This is a genomic window from Frankia sp. BMG5.60, assembly GCF_059428125.1.
Genome location: NZ_CM182091.1, coordinates 1,686,018 through 1,701,861 on the forward strand (window position 1 = coordinate 1,686,018; position 15,844 = coordinate 1,701,861).

Genomic DNA, 15,844 nt, shown 5'->3' on the forward strand with positions numbered 1-15,844 from the left:
CGCGGCACCGGATGTCACGGAGATGTCACGGTCTCGGCGGAACTGCGGCTGTACGGGCGAGCTTGCAGGGCGAGCTTGCAGGGCGAGCTCGTCAGCGCCCTCGTCTCTGTCAGATATCCGACCGGGGGGCAACCGTGGCGTGGGTCTGGCGCGGCACGGGATACGGGATCATTGGCTGAAGCGGCGGCGAGCCCCAGCCCCAGGCGGTGATGGACGACAGTGCGCAGGCCGATGAGCGTCCGTTCGACCGGCTCGATCTCGGTCGGGCTCGCTCTGGCGATGGCGGTGGCGACGCTGGTGGGCGTGCTGGGGACCAGCGCGGGCTCGGCGTTTCTGCCGGTCACGGACAGCGGTGCGTGGCTGTGGAGCACGGCGAAGGGGTGGGCGACCCACATCAACGGACCGTCCGGACGGCCCGACTTCAACGTCCCGGTGCCGGATACGCGGGGGCACCGGATCGAGCTCAGCCAGGATGGCGTCTCCGTGCTGGTCTCCGACCGCGACACCGGCGTGGTCAGCAGGATCGACCCGGCCGGCATGGGGCTGCTGTCCCGGCCCTTCGGCCGTGGCTCGTTTCAGGTCGTCGCGCACGGTGGCACCGCGTACCTCGTCGAGGACGCGACCGGGACGGTGATGCGGATCGACCCGAAGACCCTCGACGTGCTCGGAACACGGTTCGAAGTGAAGGCACCGGTGACCGGTGCCGGGATCGCCGACGACGACACGTTGTGGCTGTCCGTGGCGCGAAGCGGCGAGATGATCGCGATCCGCGACGGCAGGATCACCAGCCGGGTCCGGGTCGGCCGGCCGGCCGGCGCGCTGACGATGGCCCTCGCCGGCGGCCAACCCGTGGCGGTGGACGGTACGGCGCCGGCGCTGGTCCCGGTGACGGCCCAGGGCCCGGGCGCGCCGACCGCGCTGCCGCCGCCCGCCGGCCAGGGCGGCCGGCTGCTGGTCGCGCCGTCGCTGGAGGGCAGGGTGGTGCCCGTGCTCGTCGACGGGACAAACGTGATGTTCCTCGTCGACCTGGCGGCCGGGCCCGGTCCGCGGGCTGTGCGTACGGTGCGGGTTGCCGGACAGTCTCCGTCCAGCCGGCTGGGCGCCCCGGTGATCGCGGGCGGGCGGGTCTACCTGCCCGACAATGGCACCGGACAGGTGCTGGTGTACGACCGCGACCATCAGCGGTTCGAGGAACCGATCCGGATCGCGGGTGGCCCCGGGCTGCTGACCCTGTTCGTCCGTAGCGGCTCGGTGTGGATCAACAACGCGGACGGCTCCCAGGCTGTCGCCGTGGGGCCGGACGGCCGGCGGCACCAGGTGGACAAGTACACCCCGGGCGTCCCGGAGCCGGCCCGCAGCGCCGATTCCCACCTCCCCCAGCCGCCGCAGGTCGTCACGAACGCGCCGCGCGCCGTCGTACCCCGCGTGCCGCCGTCGCGCCCGCCGGCGACGCGGGTCCCGGCGGGGCAGCCACCCCCCGCACCCCGGCCGTCGACGCCGCCGACGCGGGTCCCACCCGGCCCGCTGCCCGGGCCCGGCCCGATCGTTCCGCCCTCGCAGCGGCCCCCGAGGACGCCACCCGCCACCGCGCTCCCGCCAGGGCCCACGGGGCCGCCACGGACGGCCCAGCCACCGCCGGCGACGACCCCGCGGCAGACGCCACCCGCGCAGCCCGTGAGCGTTCCGCCGCCGCCGCCGGCCGCGCCCGGGGTACCCGGCGTGCGGGCGGTCGCCGCCGCCGGAGCGGTCACCGTGACGGTGACGGCGCCGGCGGCCGGCGGGCTGGTGACCAGCTACACGCTGACCACGAACCCGGGCGGGACCCGTACCCTGACCGCGCCGGACACCGTCACCATCGCGGTGGCCGGGTGCGCGACCGCGACCGCCAGCGCCACCGCGACCGGTCCGGGCGGCACGTCGGCGAGCTCCGCCACCGCCCAGGCGGTCGGCTGCGTTCCCCCGGGCGCGGTGCGGAACATCGCCTCGGCCGCGGTCCAGCCTCCGACCAACAGTCCGGGCGACATCCGGGTGACCTGGAACCCGCCGGCGGACACCGGCGGCGGCACCCTCGACTACGTGGTCACCGTCCACTACTCCACGATCAACGGAGTGACGCCGCAGGACCAGATCGCGGTGGTGACCGGGACGAGCTACGAACGGGGGAGGGCCGCCGGCCGCGACCCGTACTCGCGGATCAGCGTCGCCGCGCGCAACGCGGCCGGCACCGGGCCCGCGGTCGTCGGCTACACGCCGGGCGGGTGACCGGCGGGTGGCCGGCGGGTGGCCGGCGGGTGGCCGGCACGCGGCCTGACGCGCATCCGACAGCCGTGGGAGGGCCCAGCACCAGCGAACCTCCCGTCGCCGCCACCTCCGGCCGGCTAGTCTGGGACGAAGCGTGGCAATGAAGACACGGATCGTGCAGCCGCCGTGACGCCCGCGAGGGGGGATCGTGCCAGAACGCCAGGACGACGCCGGCTGGGGGGACTTCGCCGCGGCGTTCCAGGCCGTGGTGGACAACGTGGGGCTGGTGATACGCGGCAAGATCGAGGCCGTCTCCCAGGCCCTGACCTGCCTGCTCTGCGGCGGCCATCTGCTGCTGGAGGACGTCCCCGGGCTCGGTAAGACGTCCCTGGCCAGGGCGCTGGCCGCCTCCGTCGAGGCGAGCTGCCACCGGGTCCAGTTCACCCCGGACCTGTTGCCGTCCGACATCACCGGGGTGACCGTCTACCACCAGGGCTCCGGTGCGTTCACCTTCCGCGAGGGCCCGGTGTTCGCCCACGTGGTGGTCGCGGACGAGGTGAACCGGGCGTCCCCGAAGACGCAGTCGGCGCTGCTGGAGGTGATGGAGGAGAACCGGGTCACCGTCGATGCGGTGAGCCACTGGGTGCCCCGGCCGTTCTTCGTCGTCGCCACCCAGAACCCGGTCGACATGGACGGCACGTACCCGTTGCCGGAGGCGCAGCTCGACCGCTTCCTCATGCGGGTGCGGGTCGGCTACCCCGACCGCGCCGCCGAGCTCGCGATCCTGCGCGACCGCCGGTCCGGGCTGCGGGTCGAGGACCTCCAGCCGGTCCTCACCACCGACGACGTCCTCGCCCTGGTCGCGCTGGCGGCGCGGGTGCACGTCGCGGACAACGTCAGCGGCTACGTCGTCGATCTGGTGACCGCCACCCGGTCGCTACCCGGCCTGCGGCTGGGGGCCAGCCCCCGGGGCAGCATCGCGCTGCTGCGGGCGGCGCAGGTGCAGGCCGCCGCGGCCGGCCGGGCGTTCGTGATCCCGGAGGACGTGCAGCGACTCGCGGCCCCCGTCCTCGCGCACCGGCTGCTGGTCACCCCGGACGCCGAGCTTCGGGGCTACACCGGCGAACAGGCGGTCGCCGAGGCCCTGGCCGCCGTGCCCGTGCCCCGGACGCTCGCCGGAGTCTGACCGGCATGGCCGCTGCACCCGAGGCGCGCCGGGCAGCCCGACCCGCGGCCGCCCTGAGCTGGCTGCGCCGCGTACGCGGGACGGTCACCCCGACCGGCCTCGGGGTTCTCGCCGGCGTCGTCGTCACGGGTACGGCCGCCGGGGTGCTGCGCTTCCCGGAGTTGGCGGTGCTCTCCGTCGGCGGCGCGGTGGCGTTGCTGTGCGCCGCCGCGCTGGTCGCGCGCCAGCCCCGGTTCACCGTGGAGATCGAGGTGACGCCGGTGCGGGTCGGGCGCGGCGAACCGGCGATCGCCGGCGTCACGGTTCACAACGTCGGCTCCCGGACGGTGGTCGGCCCGGTGCGGCTGCGCCTGCCGTACCGGACGGGTCCCGGACCCGCGACGGAGCCCGCGGGCCGGGCCGGTGGCGCCGGTGCCCGGAGGCCGGAGGCCGCCGAGGCCGAGGTCCGGTCGCTGCCGCCCGGGGCGCGCCGCATGATCGCCGTCCCATTGCCGACCGGGCGCCGCGGGTTGCTCCGGGTCGGGCCGGCCGAGCTGGTCAGCAGCGACCCGCTCGGGCTGTTCGCCCGATCGCAGCAGCGGGGCCGACCGGCGGTCGTGCACGTGTACCCGGTGGTCCAGCCGCTGGCGCCGTTGCCGTCCACCCGCGCCGGCCGTCCCGACGGCCTGCCGGTCGACAGTGGGACCCAGGGCGGGGTGACCTTCCACCGGCTGCGGGAGTACGCGCCCGGCGACGACCCGCGCCACCTGCACTGGCGGTCCAGTGCCCGGGCCGGCACGCTGCTGGTCAGGCAGTACGTCGACCCATCGGAACCCGCGACGACGGTGCTGCTCGACACCCGGCGCCGGGCGTACCCGCCGGGTGATCCGGGTATCGCCGCGTTCGACGCCGCGGTGGACGCCGCCGCGTCCGTCCTCCTGGCGTCCGCGCGGCTGCGGTTCCCGGTGCGGCTGTGCACCACCGCTGGCCTGCGGCTCACCTTCAATGGCGGCCGGGCGGACGAGACCGCGGCCCTGGACGCGCTGGCCGGGGTGGAGCTGGTCGACCCGGGCCCACCCGGTCCGGGTTCCGGCGGCGGCCCGCCGGCGGAACAGACGCTCCTGGCCTCGGTCCGTGGCTCCTCCCGGCGCGCCATCGGCACGCTGGCCCTGGTCAGCGGCACGGAGGACGCCGCCGCGACGGTCAGCGCCGCGGCGGTCGCGGTCGGGTTCGAGCGGGTGATCGTGGTCCGGGTCGGTGAGACCGGCAGCATGTCCTCGCTCGGCGGCGGACGGCTGCGGGTGCTGGACGTCCGCGACGCCGCCGGCCTCGCGGCGCTCTGGCCGGCCCCGGCGGGAGGCGGCCGGTCCTCGATGGGCAGCTTCCGGTGACCGCACGCCTAGCCACCCTGGGTGCCGTCGCCTGCCTCGCGGGGCTGGCCGGTGCCGCCTTCCACCGCGGGTTCGACCTGGGTGCCGTCCTGCGCCCGGTGCTCGCGGCCGCGGTCATCCCGGTGCTGCTGGCCGCGCTGCTCGCCCGCGGCGGCCGCCGGCCCCCACCGCTGCCGGTGTCGGTCCTGAGTTCGGCCGTGCTGTGGCTGGCCGTCGTCGCCGCGACGTTGTTCCGCGACGGTTCACCGCACGCCCGCGGTGTGCTCCCGGCGGTCGCCGACGGTCTGGTCAACGGGAGCACCCGGCTACTCGACACGACCCTGCCCGCGCCGAAGTCCCCCGACCTGCTGGTCGTCCCGCAGGCACTGACGTGGCTGGCCGCCCTCACCGGCGCCGAACTGGTGATCAGAACCCGGTCGGTGCTGGCACCGGCGATACCGGCGCTGGTCACCTTCGGCCTAGCCGTGACGGTGACGGTGTCCGGCCCGGGCTCCGACCTGGGCATCGCCGGCGGCCTGGTGGTCGCCGCCGGAGCGCTGGCCCTGTGCCGGCGGGCCGAACCGCGGGCACCGTGGGACGGCCACCGGTCGACGGCCCCGACGTCGGCGGCACCGGTGACCGCGGCGGGCGTTACGGGTCGTTTCCGCGCCCCCGGCCGTCCCGCCCGGCCCGGGTCGGCCGGCCGGATGGACGCGCGCCGCTCGGCGCTGGGCCTCGCCGTGGTCGCGGCGACCGCCGCCGTGGCGCTCGCGGCCGGTCCGGCGCTGCTCGGCCCGAGCGCCGGACCGTACGACCTCCGCGCGCACCGCAGCGTCCCGTCGCACCCGCAGCCGACGGTGAGCCCGCTTGACTTCGTCTCCGCCTGGCTGCGCTCGCCGGGCGACGCGCTGTTCACCGCCACCCCGCCCGTCTCCCGCAACATCCGGCTGGCGGTACTCGACCGGTTCGACGGACAGCAGTGGACACCGTCGGCGCGGTACACCCCCGCCGGTGGTCGGGTGCCACCAGCGCCGGCCGCACCGCCGGCCGCGAACCGGATCAGCCAGGACATCACCATCGGCACCCTGCCGGGCATCTTCCTGCCGCACGTCGACCGGCCGGTCGAACTCACCGGCGCCGATCTCGCCGTCGACACCGCCGGCGGCAGCCTGATCTCGAGCAGGCCGCTGGCCCCCGGGCGCACGTACAGCGTGACGTCCGCCGTGCCGCGCGACCTGAGCCCGCAGCAGCTCGCGGCGCTGCGGATCGCGGGCGGCACCTCGTCGGACGCGGCCCGGGCCCTCCCGCCGGGGCTGCCGGCGCCGATCGCCGCGGCGGCGCGGGAGGTGGCGGCGGCCGGAGGCACCCCGTTCCAGCGGGCCTACCGGTTGGAACAGTTCCTGCGCACCCGGTTCACCTATGATCCGGACGCCCCGTCCGGCCACGCCTACGGTCATCTCGCCTACTTCCTCGACCGCAGCCACACCGGCACCTCGGAGCAGTTCGCCACGGCGTTCGCCGTCCTCGCCCGGGTCCTGGGCCTGCCCAGCCGGGTGGTGGTCGGCTTCCACTCCGCCCGCCGCCCCACGCCCGACGCGGCCCCGGTCGGAACTGATCGGGCTGGGACTGATCGGGCTGAGAATGGTCAGGCTGAGAATGGTCAGGCTGAGAATGGTCGGGCGGGGGTTGTTCGGGCCGGGGATGTGCTGGTGTGGCCGGAGATCGACTTCGCCGGGGCCGGATGGGTGCCGTTCTACCCGACGCCGGCGGCAGCGGGCCCGCATGGCGGGTCGGTCGCCACCTCGGCCCAGGGGGAACCGGCCGGTCGGGCCCAGCAGGTCACCGAGGCCGCTGCCGTGCCACCGCAGTCCGTGGTCGAGGCCGCGCCGGCCGGGTCGCGGTCGTCCCCGACCCCCGTCGGTGCCCTCGCCGGGCTGGCCGCGGCCGGCGCGATGGTGGCCGTCGGGGTGGCATACCTCGTCCTCGCGATGTCCGCCCCGACCCGCCGCCGGCGACGACGGCGGGCGGCGGACGGCGACCGGGAACGGGTGATCGGCGCCTGGCTGGACACGCTCGAGTCGCTGGACCGGGCCGGCGCGCCGGTGCCGCCCTCAGCGACCCCGACGGCCGTCGTCGACCACGGGTCAGCCCTGGTAGGACCGGGCGGACGGGCGCCGCTGGCCGATCTTGCCCGCCTGGCCACCGCGGCTCTGCACGGGCCGGACATCCCCGGCGCACCGAGCGCCGTGACCGGACGGGAGGCCGAGACGGCCTGGCAGCACAACGCGACGATGCGCGCCGAACTGCGCCGCGTCACCCCGCGCCGCCGCCGGGCCCGCCGACGCCTCGCGCCCGCCGCGGTCTTCGGCTCGGCCCGCCGGATCGAGCCCCGGTGAACGAGCACGAGGGGCCGATCATCGCCGGCTACCGCTCGCTACGGCCGATCGCGCAGGGCGGCTTCAGCATCGTCTACAGCGCCTACCAGGACAAGCTGGACCGCACCGTCGCCGTCAAGGTCATCAACGCGGACCTGCTCGACGCCGCGGCGGCCCGTCGCTTCGCCCGGGAATGCCGGGCGACCGGGCGCCTCACCGGCCATCCGAACATCATCACAGTGTTCGAGGTGGGCTCCACCCGCGATCGCCGTCCGTTCATCGCGATGCAGTACCTCCCGGCCGGCTCCATGACCGACCGGCTGCGGCGAGACGGCCCGCTCGGGGTGGCGGAAACCCTCCGCGTCGCGGCGCAGATCGCCGACGCCCTGCACGCCGCGCACAGCCTGCGGATCCTGCACCGGGATGTGAAGCCGGGCAACATCATGCTCTCCGATCGCGGGGATCCGGTGCTGAGCGACTTCGGCATCGCCACCCTGGGACTCGGCACCGACAGGTCGGGCACCGACGGCGCCTTCACCGTGGCCTACTCCGCGCCTGAGGTCCTCCAGGGCGCCCCCGCCACCATCTCCGCCGACCTGTATGGCCTGGGCGCGACGATCTACACCCTGCTGTCCGGGACCCCGCCGTTCGGCTGGCTACCCGGTGACTCCACACCGGCGATGATCCTGCGCATCCTCCACGACGAGATCCGCCCCCTGCAACGGGCCGACGTCCCGGACGAGGTGGAACGGGCGCTGCACGCGCTGATGTCCCGGGATCCGTCCCGCCGGCCGGGCAGCGCCGCGGAGGCGGCGGCCGAGCTGCGCCGACTGAACGCGGTGCTGGGCTTGACCGTCCGCCACACGCCACCCAGCCCCCTCGGCGAGCCGGCCCCGCCGTCGGCGTTCACCGGTGTCGGGCCCGGTCTCGCGGGTCACGACGCCGTGGGAGCCGCGTACGCCGACGCCGCGACCTCGTCACCCAGCGATGCGCCCGCGGCCGTCCCACGCGGCGCGCCGGCGGGGCCGATGGCCGTCGAACCGGTAGCCCGGCAGGTGGCGGTCGGGAGATTTGACGTTGCCGGCGCCGGGCAGCACGAGGATCTGCTCGTGACCGGCCGCCGGCCGGCCCAGCCGAAGCCCGCGGAGCCGGGGCCCGAAGAGCCCGGGATCGCAGAGCCCGGGATCGCAGAGCCCGGGATCGCAGAGCCCGGGACTACGGAGCCGGGGACCACGAAGCCGGGGACCGCGGAGCGAGGGGCCGCGGAGCCGGGGACCGAGGAGCCGGGGACCGAGGAGCCGGGGATCGAGGAGCCGAGGGTCGGCCGGCCGATCCGGCGGGTGCCTTTCCTGCTCGTCGTGCCCGCCGTCGTGTTGGGTGTGCTCCTCGTGATCCTGGTGGCAGCCATCCTCGCCAGTCGGAATGATCAACCGACCGCGGGCGTCGCAACAACAGCCACCTCGACGGTCCCGCCAAGCACGGTCCCGCCAAGCACGGTCGCGGCAGCGCGGCCGCACCGGCTACAGGTCGCCGACCATGGCGCGGTCGCCGTGCTGACCTGGCAGAACGGCTCGCCGTCCACCAGCCTGCTGCTGCAACGCCGAAGCTCTGGGGACGAGGGCAGGCTGACGCCGTTGAGCGAGGGCCAGACGGTGTACTCCGACCAGATAGACCCCACGCAGCCCTACTGCTACCAGATCGGCCAGGTCCTCGGCGTCTATCAAGCCGAGGGCGCACCCGCGAAACCGACCATCGCCTGGTCCGGATACACCTGCATCCGGAACGCGACGCCCCCCGCATCCTGACTTATACCTTCTGGCCGACCTCCCCGCACTCCACCACCTCACCGCGGCGCTGCACGACCAGATCCTGCACCGCTGGCCCCGCACGAAACCGCTGCCCGCCACCACCGACAGCCCAACCCGCCACTCGTGACGATTTCTCCAGGAATCATCCCGGCGGACACCGGGGCGCCCTGCTCGCGGACGCGGGATGAGTCGGCAACTTCTGCACGTCTCACGTCTCACGTCTCACGTCTCACGTCGTCACGCTCCCGCCAACCGCAGTGTGTGTCCCGCGAGCACCAGACGGCGGTGACGCAGTCGCTGGAGCGATGCCGGGCGGCTCGGATCACTGACGTCCCACACCAGCACGGAGCCGTCGCCGGAACTACTGATCTCTCATTCACCGGATCGGACTGGAGCGGATCCCGCCCGGTCCCGGTTCCGCGGAACACCTTGATCGTCGACTGGAGGTGGGATGCGGCCGGGTCGAGGGGTGGGGTCGGTTCCGCGGAACACCTTGATCGCCGGTCGGGGTCGGGTCGGGGTCGGGTCAGGTCGGGGTTGTGCGCCGGCCGGCAGCCGTCCGCGGGCCGGCACCGCCTCATCGCCGGGGACTGTTGCGCCCTGGGGAGGTGCGGCAGCCAGGCCAGCGGTTCACCCCGCTACCTGCTCGATCGGGTCGGTGCCGGCGGCAGCGAGAAGGGGGACAAGGGCCTCGGCTGAGAGCGCGAACACCCCGGGCTGGGCTGGTGCCGGCCCGGCACCGGTGCCAGGGCGCTCCGGGATGGTGAGGACTGCGACGACCTCGCCGGCATCGTTGAACAGCGGGCCACCGCTGGCCGCCGCCGGCAGGGTGATCCCGGTCTGGACGAGATACAGGTCCTCGTCGGGGAAGTGTTCGAACTTCTCCACGGTGCCATCCCGGAGCGGACCGGGCCCCTCCGCGCCGGACGGGGACTCCGGCACGGGCGCACCGGGCCGCGGGAGCGACAACGAGGACGCGCCGGTTGTCCAGACCCGGTCGCCGAGCCGCAGCAGACGGAGATGACCCAGTCCCAGCCCACGCGCGGGGGCCGGTTCCCGCAGGACCAGCAGGACGAGGTCGGTGCCGCTTGCGGCCGGCGCGTGAACCTGGCCCACCGCCCGGGTGCCCCAGAGCTCGTGCCCGACCTTGACCAGGTCGGCCGGCGCGGCGCGCCGCCGGTCGTCGGTCGGATCCATCAGCCAGTGCCGGTTGGTCGCCACCAGCCGGTCGGCGACCAGGAACCCCCGCCCGATCCGCCGGCGTCCGTCGGGCCAGGTCGTGGTCACCGACACGAGCGCGGGCGCAATCCGGGCCGTGAACGCCCCCGGGTTGGACGGGTCGAGCAGGGGGACGGCGAGCAGGTCGGCGGCGACCAGCAGGGTCCGCCGGTAGCGGTCCGCGTCACCGACCTCGGCCAGACAGCGCAGCAGGCGGCGCAGATCGCGCGGGTCCTCAGGGAGCTCGGCACCGAGCGCGCGCAGCGCTCCCAGGTGGTCCCCGGCGCCGAAACGAATCCGGAACAGGCCAAGCGGATCTGGGTCACGGGCGGCCAGGCTCTCCAGCAGCGCGATCCGCCGGCGCACCCACCTGAGCAGGTCACGCCGGCGGGCGAGCGTCCGTTCGAGCTCGGCAGCGAGATGACGTCCCTCCTCGTCGCCGGGGCCGTCCGTACCCTCGCCCGCGGGTGTGCTCGTGCCGCGGGCGAGATACTCGGTTGCCGACCTCGCCACGTCCCGCAGCACCTGGCCAGCCAGCCGCAGATCCGCCGCCGCGTCCGCCCGCACCGCCGGATTGAACATCTCGGCGAGCATGTCCTGGGTGGCCGCCTCGATCGGGGCCGCCGGGGGCCGGAAACCCGCCAGCAGGTCTTCGAAGGAGCGCAACAGCTCGTCGCCGTCGTCGGAGCGGGCCTCCACGGTCAGTGCCTGCAGTCGTTCCCGCAGCTCATCGCGCTCGGCCGCCGCCTGCTCCCGCTCGCGCTGACGGGCGAAGCGCCGGGCCATGGCCTCGCGTTCGGCCGGTGGCAGCAGGGTGGTGTCGTCCACCCGCACCGTCTCCGACCGGCCAGTCGCCACATCCCGGGCCGTGACCTCCAGTACGCAGCTCGCGTCGAGGGCGAACGTCACCTCGATACGGGTCTCCCCGCGCGGCGCCGGCCGAAGGCCGTCCAGCAGGAACTGGCCGATCTTCGCGGTGGCCTCCAGACTCCCGTTGAAGATCTCCACCCTGATCATGGTCTGGTCGTCGGAGTGCGTGCTGTAGACGCCCCTGCGTTCGACCGGGATGTGGGTACCGGCCTCCACCAGGACCGAGAAGGTCTCGCGGTCGTCCTCCTCGAACGCGCGGATACCCAGCGGCAGCGGTGTCACGTCGAGCAGGACCCGCTCCCGCAGCCGGCCGTCGAGAACGGCGGCGAGGATCGCGGCACCCCCGGAGACCGCCGTTCGCGGGTCGGCGACCATCGTCTGGTGTGCGTCGAACACCTCCTCCACCACTGCGCGTACGACGGGAGACAGCATCGGCCCGCCGACCAGGACCAGGTGCCGCGGACGTTCGGCCAGCTCCGAGCGAACCCGGGCGCAGACCTCGCGCAGCACGCGCAGCGACCCGGCGAGAATCTCTGCCAGCTCGTCCCGGTCCAGTTCCAGGAACACGTCCGCACCGCGATCGAAGCCGACAAGCGCATAGTCGGCCTGTCGCCGGGAGGACAGGCTGATCTTCAGATGCTCGGCCGCGACCGTCAGCCGCTGCCCTGCCCTGCCCGGCCTGCCGCCGGCGCCCGCATGCCCCGCTGTTCGAGACGGCTGCCGAGTGCCCCCCGGATCGCGTCGTCGAAGTCGCGACCGCCGTACGCGGTGTCACCGGTCACCCCCTGCACCTCGTACATGTCGTCGTCGACGTCGAGCACGCTCACGTCGAGGGTGCCGGCGCCCAGGTCGACCACGACGACCTGGCCCGCGAGGCGGCGCTGCCGGGCCTCGCTCATGCACGCCGCGGTCGGCTCGTGCAGCAGCCGGACCGGCTCGACACCCGCGATCGCGCAGGCATCCCGCGTGGCATGCTTCTGGTTGTTCTGGAAGTACGCCGGGATGGTCAGCACCGCCCGGCCCCGCTCCAGCCGCAGGTCGTGGTTGGCCTCCAGCCAGATCAGCCAGTCGTCCGGGACGACCCCCAGCTCCGCCCGCGCGAGCTCGCCGGCCCGCTCCCGGACCTGGGCGGCGAGGTGGTCCTCGACCAGTCCGCGAGCATGGCGGATCAGCCGGGCGGCGATCTCCTCCGGACGGTACGTCCGGTCCCGGACGCGGTAGACGGTCGATGTGCCCATCCGCCGCTTCGCGCCGCTCATGTGGCCGAGCAGGCGGTCGGTGAGGGTCTCCTCGCCGGAGAGCCCGACTACCTCGTTCCCGTCGGCGTCGAGGCTGAGGGTCGCGGCGAACTGGGCCTCACCGCCCCCCGGGCATGACACCGCCGCTCCCCGCACGGTGTCGTAGATGGCGGCCGAGCACGTTGACGTGCCCAGATCCAATCCCCAGATGCCGGCGAAACGCCGGTCGACCTCGGCGCGGGCGGCGGCGACCCACTCGGCGGCGCGATCCTCGAACGGGCGCCGTCGAGCGGCGTCCACCTCCACCAGCGCCGCCTCGACCTCGCCGGCCAAGGCCGTCGGCACGCGACCGTCGGCACGCAGGCGCCGCAGTTCCTCGACGGCGACCGTCACGACCCCCGCGCCCAGCGAGCCCGACGCCGATGGCTCAAGGACGCGCAGGCAGAGTCGGACGAGCTGGTCAGCGTCACCGGCGCGGCGCAGAAAGTCCCCCAGCCGGGGGTCGGTCAGGGCGGAGTCACCGTGGGCGCGCAGCAGCGCTGACGCCGCGGTGGCGAGTTCGCCGGCGGCCGCGAACAGCTCGGCGGCCTGTTCGTGCCGGCCGGCCTGTTCGTACAGGCGAGCCGCCGCGAGGGTGTCCCCACCTGCTTGCGCGGAGGTCGCGCGGGCGACGAGCCCGCCAGGAGATGTGTCATCACGCAACACCCGGTCGGCCTGCCCGAACTGCTCCGCCCGCCGGTACAGCAGGTGCGCTCGGTAGGGATCGCCGGCCTTCTCCGCGGCCAGTGCGGCGCTCGGCCAGTCACCGTGGGCTTCCTCGAACTGACTCAGGGCCGCGTTCACGGTAGCCCGCTCTCCCGCCGTGGCAGCCGTCCCCAGCCGGTCGGCGAAGTGGCGGCGACCGGTGACCTGCACGGCGGTCAACCTCGCGGCCGCATCCTCCCGTTGTGCGTCCAGCCTGACCTGGCTGATCGCCGGGTCCGCCGCGTTCACCCCGGCACCGTCGCCGGGCCTGGCCGCACGGTCGAGGTGGCCAAGCAGCTCCCGGAGCCTGCCTGCGGCCTCGGTGTAGGCCGCTCGACGCACGGCGGCGTCAACATCCGGCAACGCCAGGTCGACCAGCCGCGCGATGCGCGCCGGATCGTTCGACGGGCACGAGTCCAGCGCCTCCGCGGCCCGGCCGAGCGCCTCCAGACAGACGCTGAGCCGGTGCGGGCGGTCGGCCGCCCGGAACAGCGGCAGTGCCTCGGCGTACCGGCCCGCGCCGACATGCAGTTCGGCGGCGTGCTCGCGCAGCGCGCGCAGGATCGGCGCCTCCGCGCCGGAACGCTCCGCCAGTGCCAGACCCGCCACCGGACGTGCGCCTGTCGCCCGTGCGGACCTGGGATGTGCGCCGGGCGCGGGAGGCGCTCCGGTTCATGAGTCAGGGCCGCCATGTCGGCAAGCTCGTCCTGACAACGCCGCCCGCCCTGAGCCCCGACGGGACCGTGCTGATCACCGGGGGCACCGGCGCCCTGGGCACGCTGCTGGCCCGCCACCTCGTCACCCGGCGAGGGGTGCGCCGGCTGCTGCTGGTAAGTCGTCGGGGCGGCGCACCGGACGCCGTCGCGGAACTCACCGCGCTGGGCGCGGACGTCCGGGTGGTGGCGTGCGACGTCGCGGATCGGGACGCGCTGGCGGGCGTGCTGGCCTCGGTTCCCCCGAGCATCCGTTGACCGCGGTGTTCCACCTGGCCGGGTTGCTCGACGACGGCGTCGTCGAGGCGCTGACGCCGGACCGGGTGGATCGGGTGATGCGTCCGAAGGTGGATGCCGGCTGGCATCTGCACGAGCTGACGCGGGATCTGGATCTGGCCGCGTTCGTCGTGTTCTCCTCGGCGGCCGGGGTGCTCGGCGGGGCCGGCCAGGCGAACTACGCGGCCGCGAACACCTTCCTCGACGCGCTGGCCGAACACCGCGGGGCGGTCGGACTGGTCGGGCAGTCGCTGGCGTGGGGTCTGTGGGAGCGGTCGAGCGCGATGACCGGCGGGCTGGGCGCGGTCGATCTCGCCCGCATGGCCCGCCACGGGATGCCGGCGATGTCGGACGAGCGCGGGCTGGCCCTGTTCGACGCGGCGGTGCGAACCGCCGAGGCCGTGCTGGTGCCGGCCCCGGTCGACGTGCGGGCACTGCGCGGGCAACCGGAGATCCCGCCTGTGCTGCGCAGTCTCACCCGTAGCGGATCCACCCCGCGCCGCTCGGCGGCCGGCCCGGGGGCGAGCGGGTCGGCGAGGCCGACCGGGTCGAGCCGCTCCGGCGGGTTGACGGGGTCGGGGAACCGGCTGGCCGGGCTCGACGCGGCCACCCGCGGTGTGCTGCTGCTGAGCCTGGTACGCGACCAGGCCGCGGTCGTGCTCGGACATGACTCCCCGGAGGCGATCGAGCCCGAGAAGGCGCTACGGGAGCTGGGGTTGGAATCGCTGACCGCGGTGGAGCTGCGAAACCGGATCAACGCCGAGACGGGCCTGCGCCTGCCGCCGACGGTGGTCTTCGACCACCCGACCCCGGCCGCGCTCGCCGAGTACCTTGATCGTGCGCTCGCGGACGCCGACCCGGACGCTGACCCGGGTGTCGACTCGGCTGCCGACCCGGCTGCCGACCCGGCTGCCGACCCGGGTCCGAAGACATCCCCTTCCGCGCCGAAGCCACGGCCGAAGCCGGTCGCCGGGCCGGCTCCGACCGCGGACGGCGGGGTGGACGTGGTGAGCGAATTGGTCCGGCGCGCGTTCGACGCGGGGAACGTCGAGCCGGGCATGGAGCTGTTGCGGAATGTGGCGCGGCTACGGCGGATGTTCACGGATCCGGCGGCGGCGGGACCGGCACCCCGGCCGGTGCGGCTGGCGGCGGGTGCGGACGACGGCGCGCGGATCGTCTTCTGCAACCCGACGTTGCCGGTGACCGGAGCGCATCTGCTGTCAGCCTTCGTCTCGGCCCTGCCCCCCGAGCTGGGTGCGTCGGCGCTGTCGGCCCCGGGCTTCGCCGCGGCGGAGGACCTTCCCGCCGACTTCGCCGGCTGGATCGGTTGGACAGCCGCGACGGTGGCCGAGCACGCCGGTCCCGGCCCGCTCGTGCTGGCCGGCTGGTCCTCGGGGGGCGTGGTGGCCCATGCCACGGCCCGGCGGCTGGCGGAGCTGGGAAGACCGCCGGCCGCGGTCGTCCTGCTCGACACGTACGCGCCGCGCGCACTGCCCGCCGAATTCCGCCGCGCGATCCTGACGACGATGTTCGAACGAGCGGAGGGCGTCGTGCCGATCGACCACGTCCGGCTGTCGGCCTGGGCCTGGCTGTGGAAGCTGTTCGAGGACTGGGATGCAGCACCGCTGCCGGTGCCGACCATGCTGGTTCGCGCGTCCGAGCCGGTGGGGCCGGTGTCGGCCGGGGAGGACTGGCGGACGAACCTGGCCGGCTGCTCCACGACCGTGGACGTGCCGGGCGATCATTACACCCTGATGGAGGAGTTCGCCGCGGGGACGGCGCGGGCCGTCAACGACTGGCTGAAGCCGGTGCTCGGCTGATAATGA

General features: G+C 74.7%; 9 protein-coding genes. 7 read left to right on the plus strand and 2 right to left on the minus strand.

All coding sequences use genetic code 11. The features are described from left to right. The first annotated feature begins 231 nt into the window (after window positions 1-231). The 5 genes from AC5R91_RS06790 to AC5R91_RS06810 all read left to right on the plus strand — a co-directional run bounded on the left by AC5R91_RS06790 (window position 232) and on the right by AC5R91_RS06810 (window position 8,956). A complete protein-coding gene (locus AC5R91_RS06790) occupies window positions 232-2,262 on the plus strand; it encodes a hypothetical protein (RefSeq protein WP_495396283.1) in 2,031 nt (676 codons plus the stop codon). 187 nt (window positions 2,263-2,449) lie between these two features. Then, window positions 2,450-3,427, plus strand: a complete 978-nt coding sequence (locus tag AC5R91_RS06795) for an AAA family ATPase (protein WP_495396284.1) — start codon at window positions 2,450-2,452, stop codon at window positions 3,425-3,427. A gap of 5 nt (window positions 3,428-3,432) precedes the next feature. Continuing rightward, on the plus strand, window positions 3,433-4,797 hold the full coding sequence (locus tag AC5R91_RS06800) for a DUF58 domain-containing protein (protein ID WP_495396285.1): 1,365 nt from the start codon (window positions 3,433-3,435) through the stop codon (window positions 4,795-4,797). Then, window positions 4,794-7,172, plus strand: coding sequence for a transglutaminase TgpA family protein (locus AC5R91_RS06805; RefSeq protein WP_495396287.1), 2,379 nt, complete (start codon window positions 4,794-4,796; stop codon window positions 7,170-7,172). Before AC5R91_RS06800 ends, AC5R91_RS06805 begins: the two co-directional genes overlap by 4 nt. Beyond that, window positions 7,169-8,956 (plus strand): serine/threonine-protein kinase, encoded by a 1,788-nt coding sequence (locus AC5R91_RS06810; RefSeq protein ID WP_495396288.1) that lies wholly within the window; start codon window positions 7,169-7,171, stop codon window positions 8,954-8,956. Before AC5R91_RS06805 ends, AC5R91_RS06810 begins: the two co-directional genes overlap by 4 nt. Window positions 8,957-9,589: 633 nt before the next feature. On the opposite strand, the gene AC5R91_RS06815 is transcribed toward AC5R91_RS06810, so the two are convergent. After that, on the minus strand, window positions 9,590-11,704 hold the full coding sequence (locus AC5R91_RS06815; RefSeq protein WP_495397906.1) for an Hsp70 family protein: 2,115 nt from the start codon (window positions 11,702-11,704) through the stop codon (window positions 9,590-9,592). Beyond that, window positions 11,701-13,638: an Hsp70 family protein gene (locus AC5R91_RS06820; protein ID WP_495396289.1), complete on the minus strand. Its 1,938-nt coding sequence runs from the start codon at window positions 13,636-13,638 to the stop codon at window positions 11,701-11,703. Before AC5R91_RS06820 ends, AC5R91_RS06815 begins: the two co-directional genes overlap by 4 nt. 65 nt (window positions 13,639-13,703) lie before the next feature. Here AC5R91_RS06820 and AC5R91_RS06825 point away from each other — a divergent pair, with 65 nt between their 5' ends. Both AC5R91_RS06825 and AC5R91_RS06830 read left to right on the plus strand, forming a co-directional pair. Beyond that, entirely contained in the window at window positions 13,704-14,000 is a 297-nt protein-coding gene (locus AC5R91_RS06825) for an SDR family NAD(P)-dependent oxidoreductase (protein WP_495396290.1), read from the plus strand. A 5-nt stretch (window positions 14,001-14,005) separates the two neighbouring features. Then, window positions 14,006-15,838 carry a KR domain-containing protein gene (locus AC5R91_RS06830; protein WP_495397907.1) on the plus strand — a complete coding sequence of 611 codons (1,833 nt, stop codon included), beginning with the start codon at window positions 14,006-14,008 and terminating at the stop codon, window positions 15,836-15,838. The last annotated feature ends 6 nt before the right edge of the window (window positions 15,839-15,844 follow it).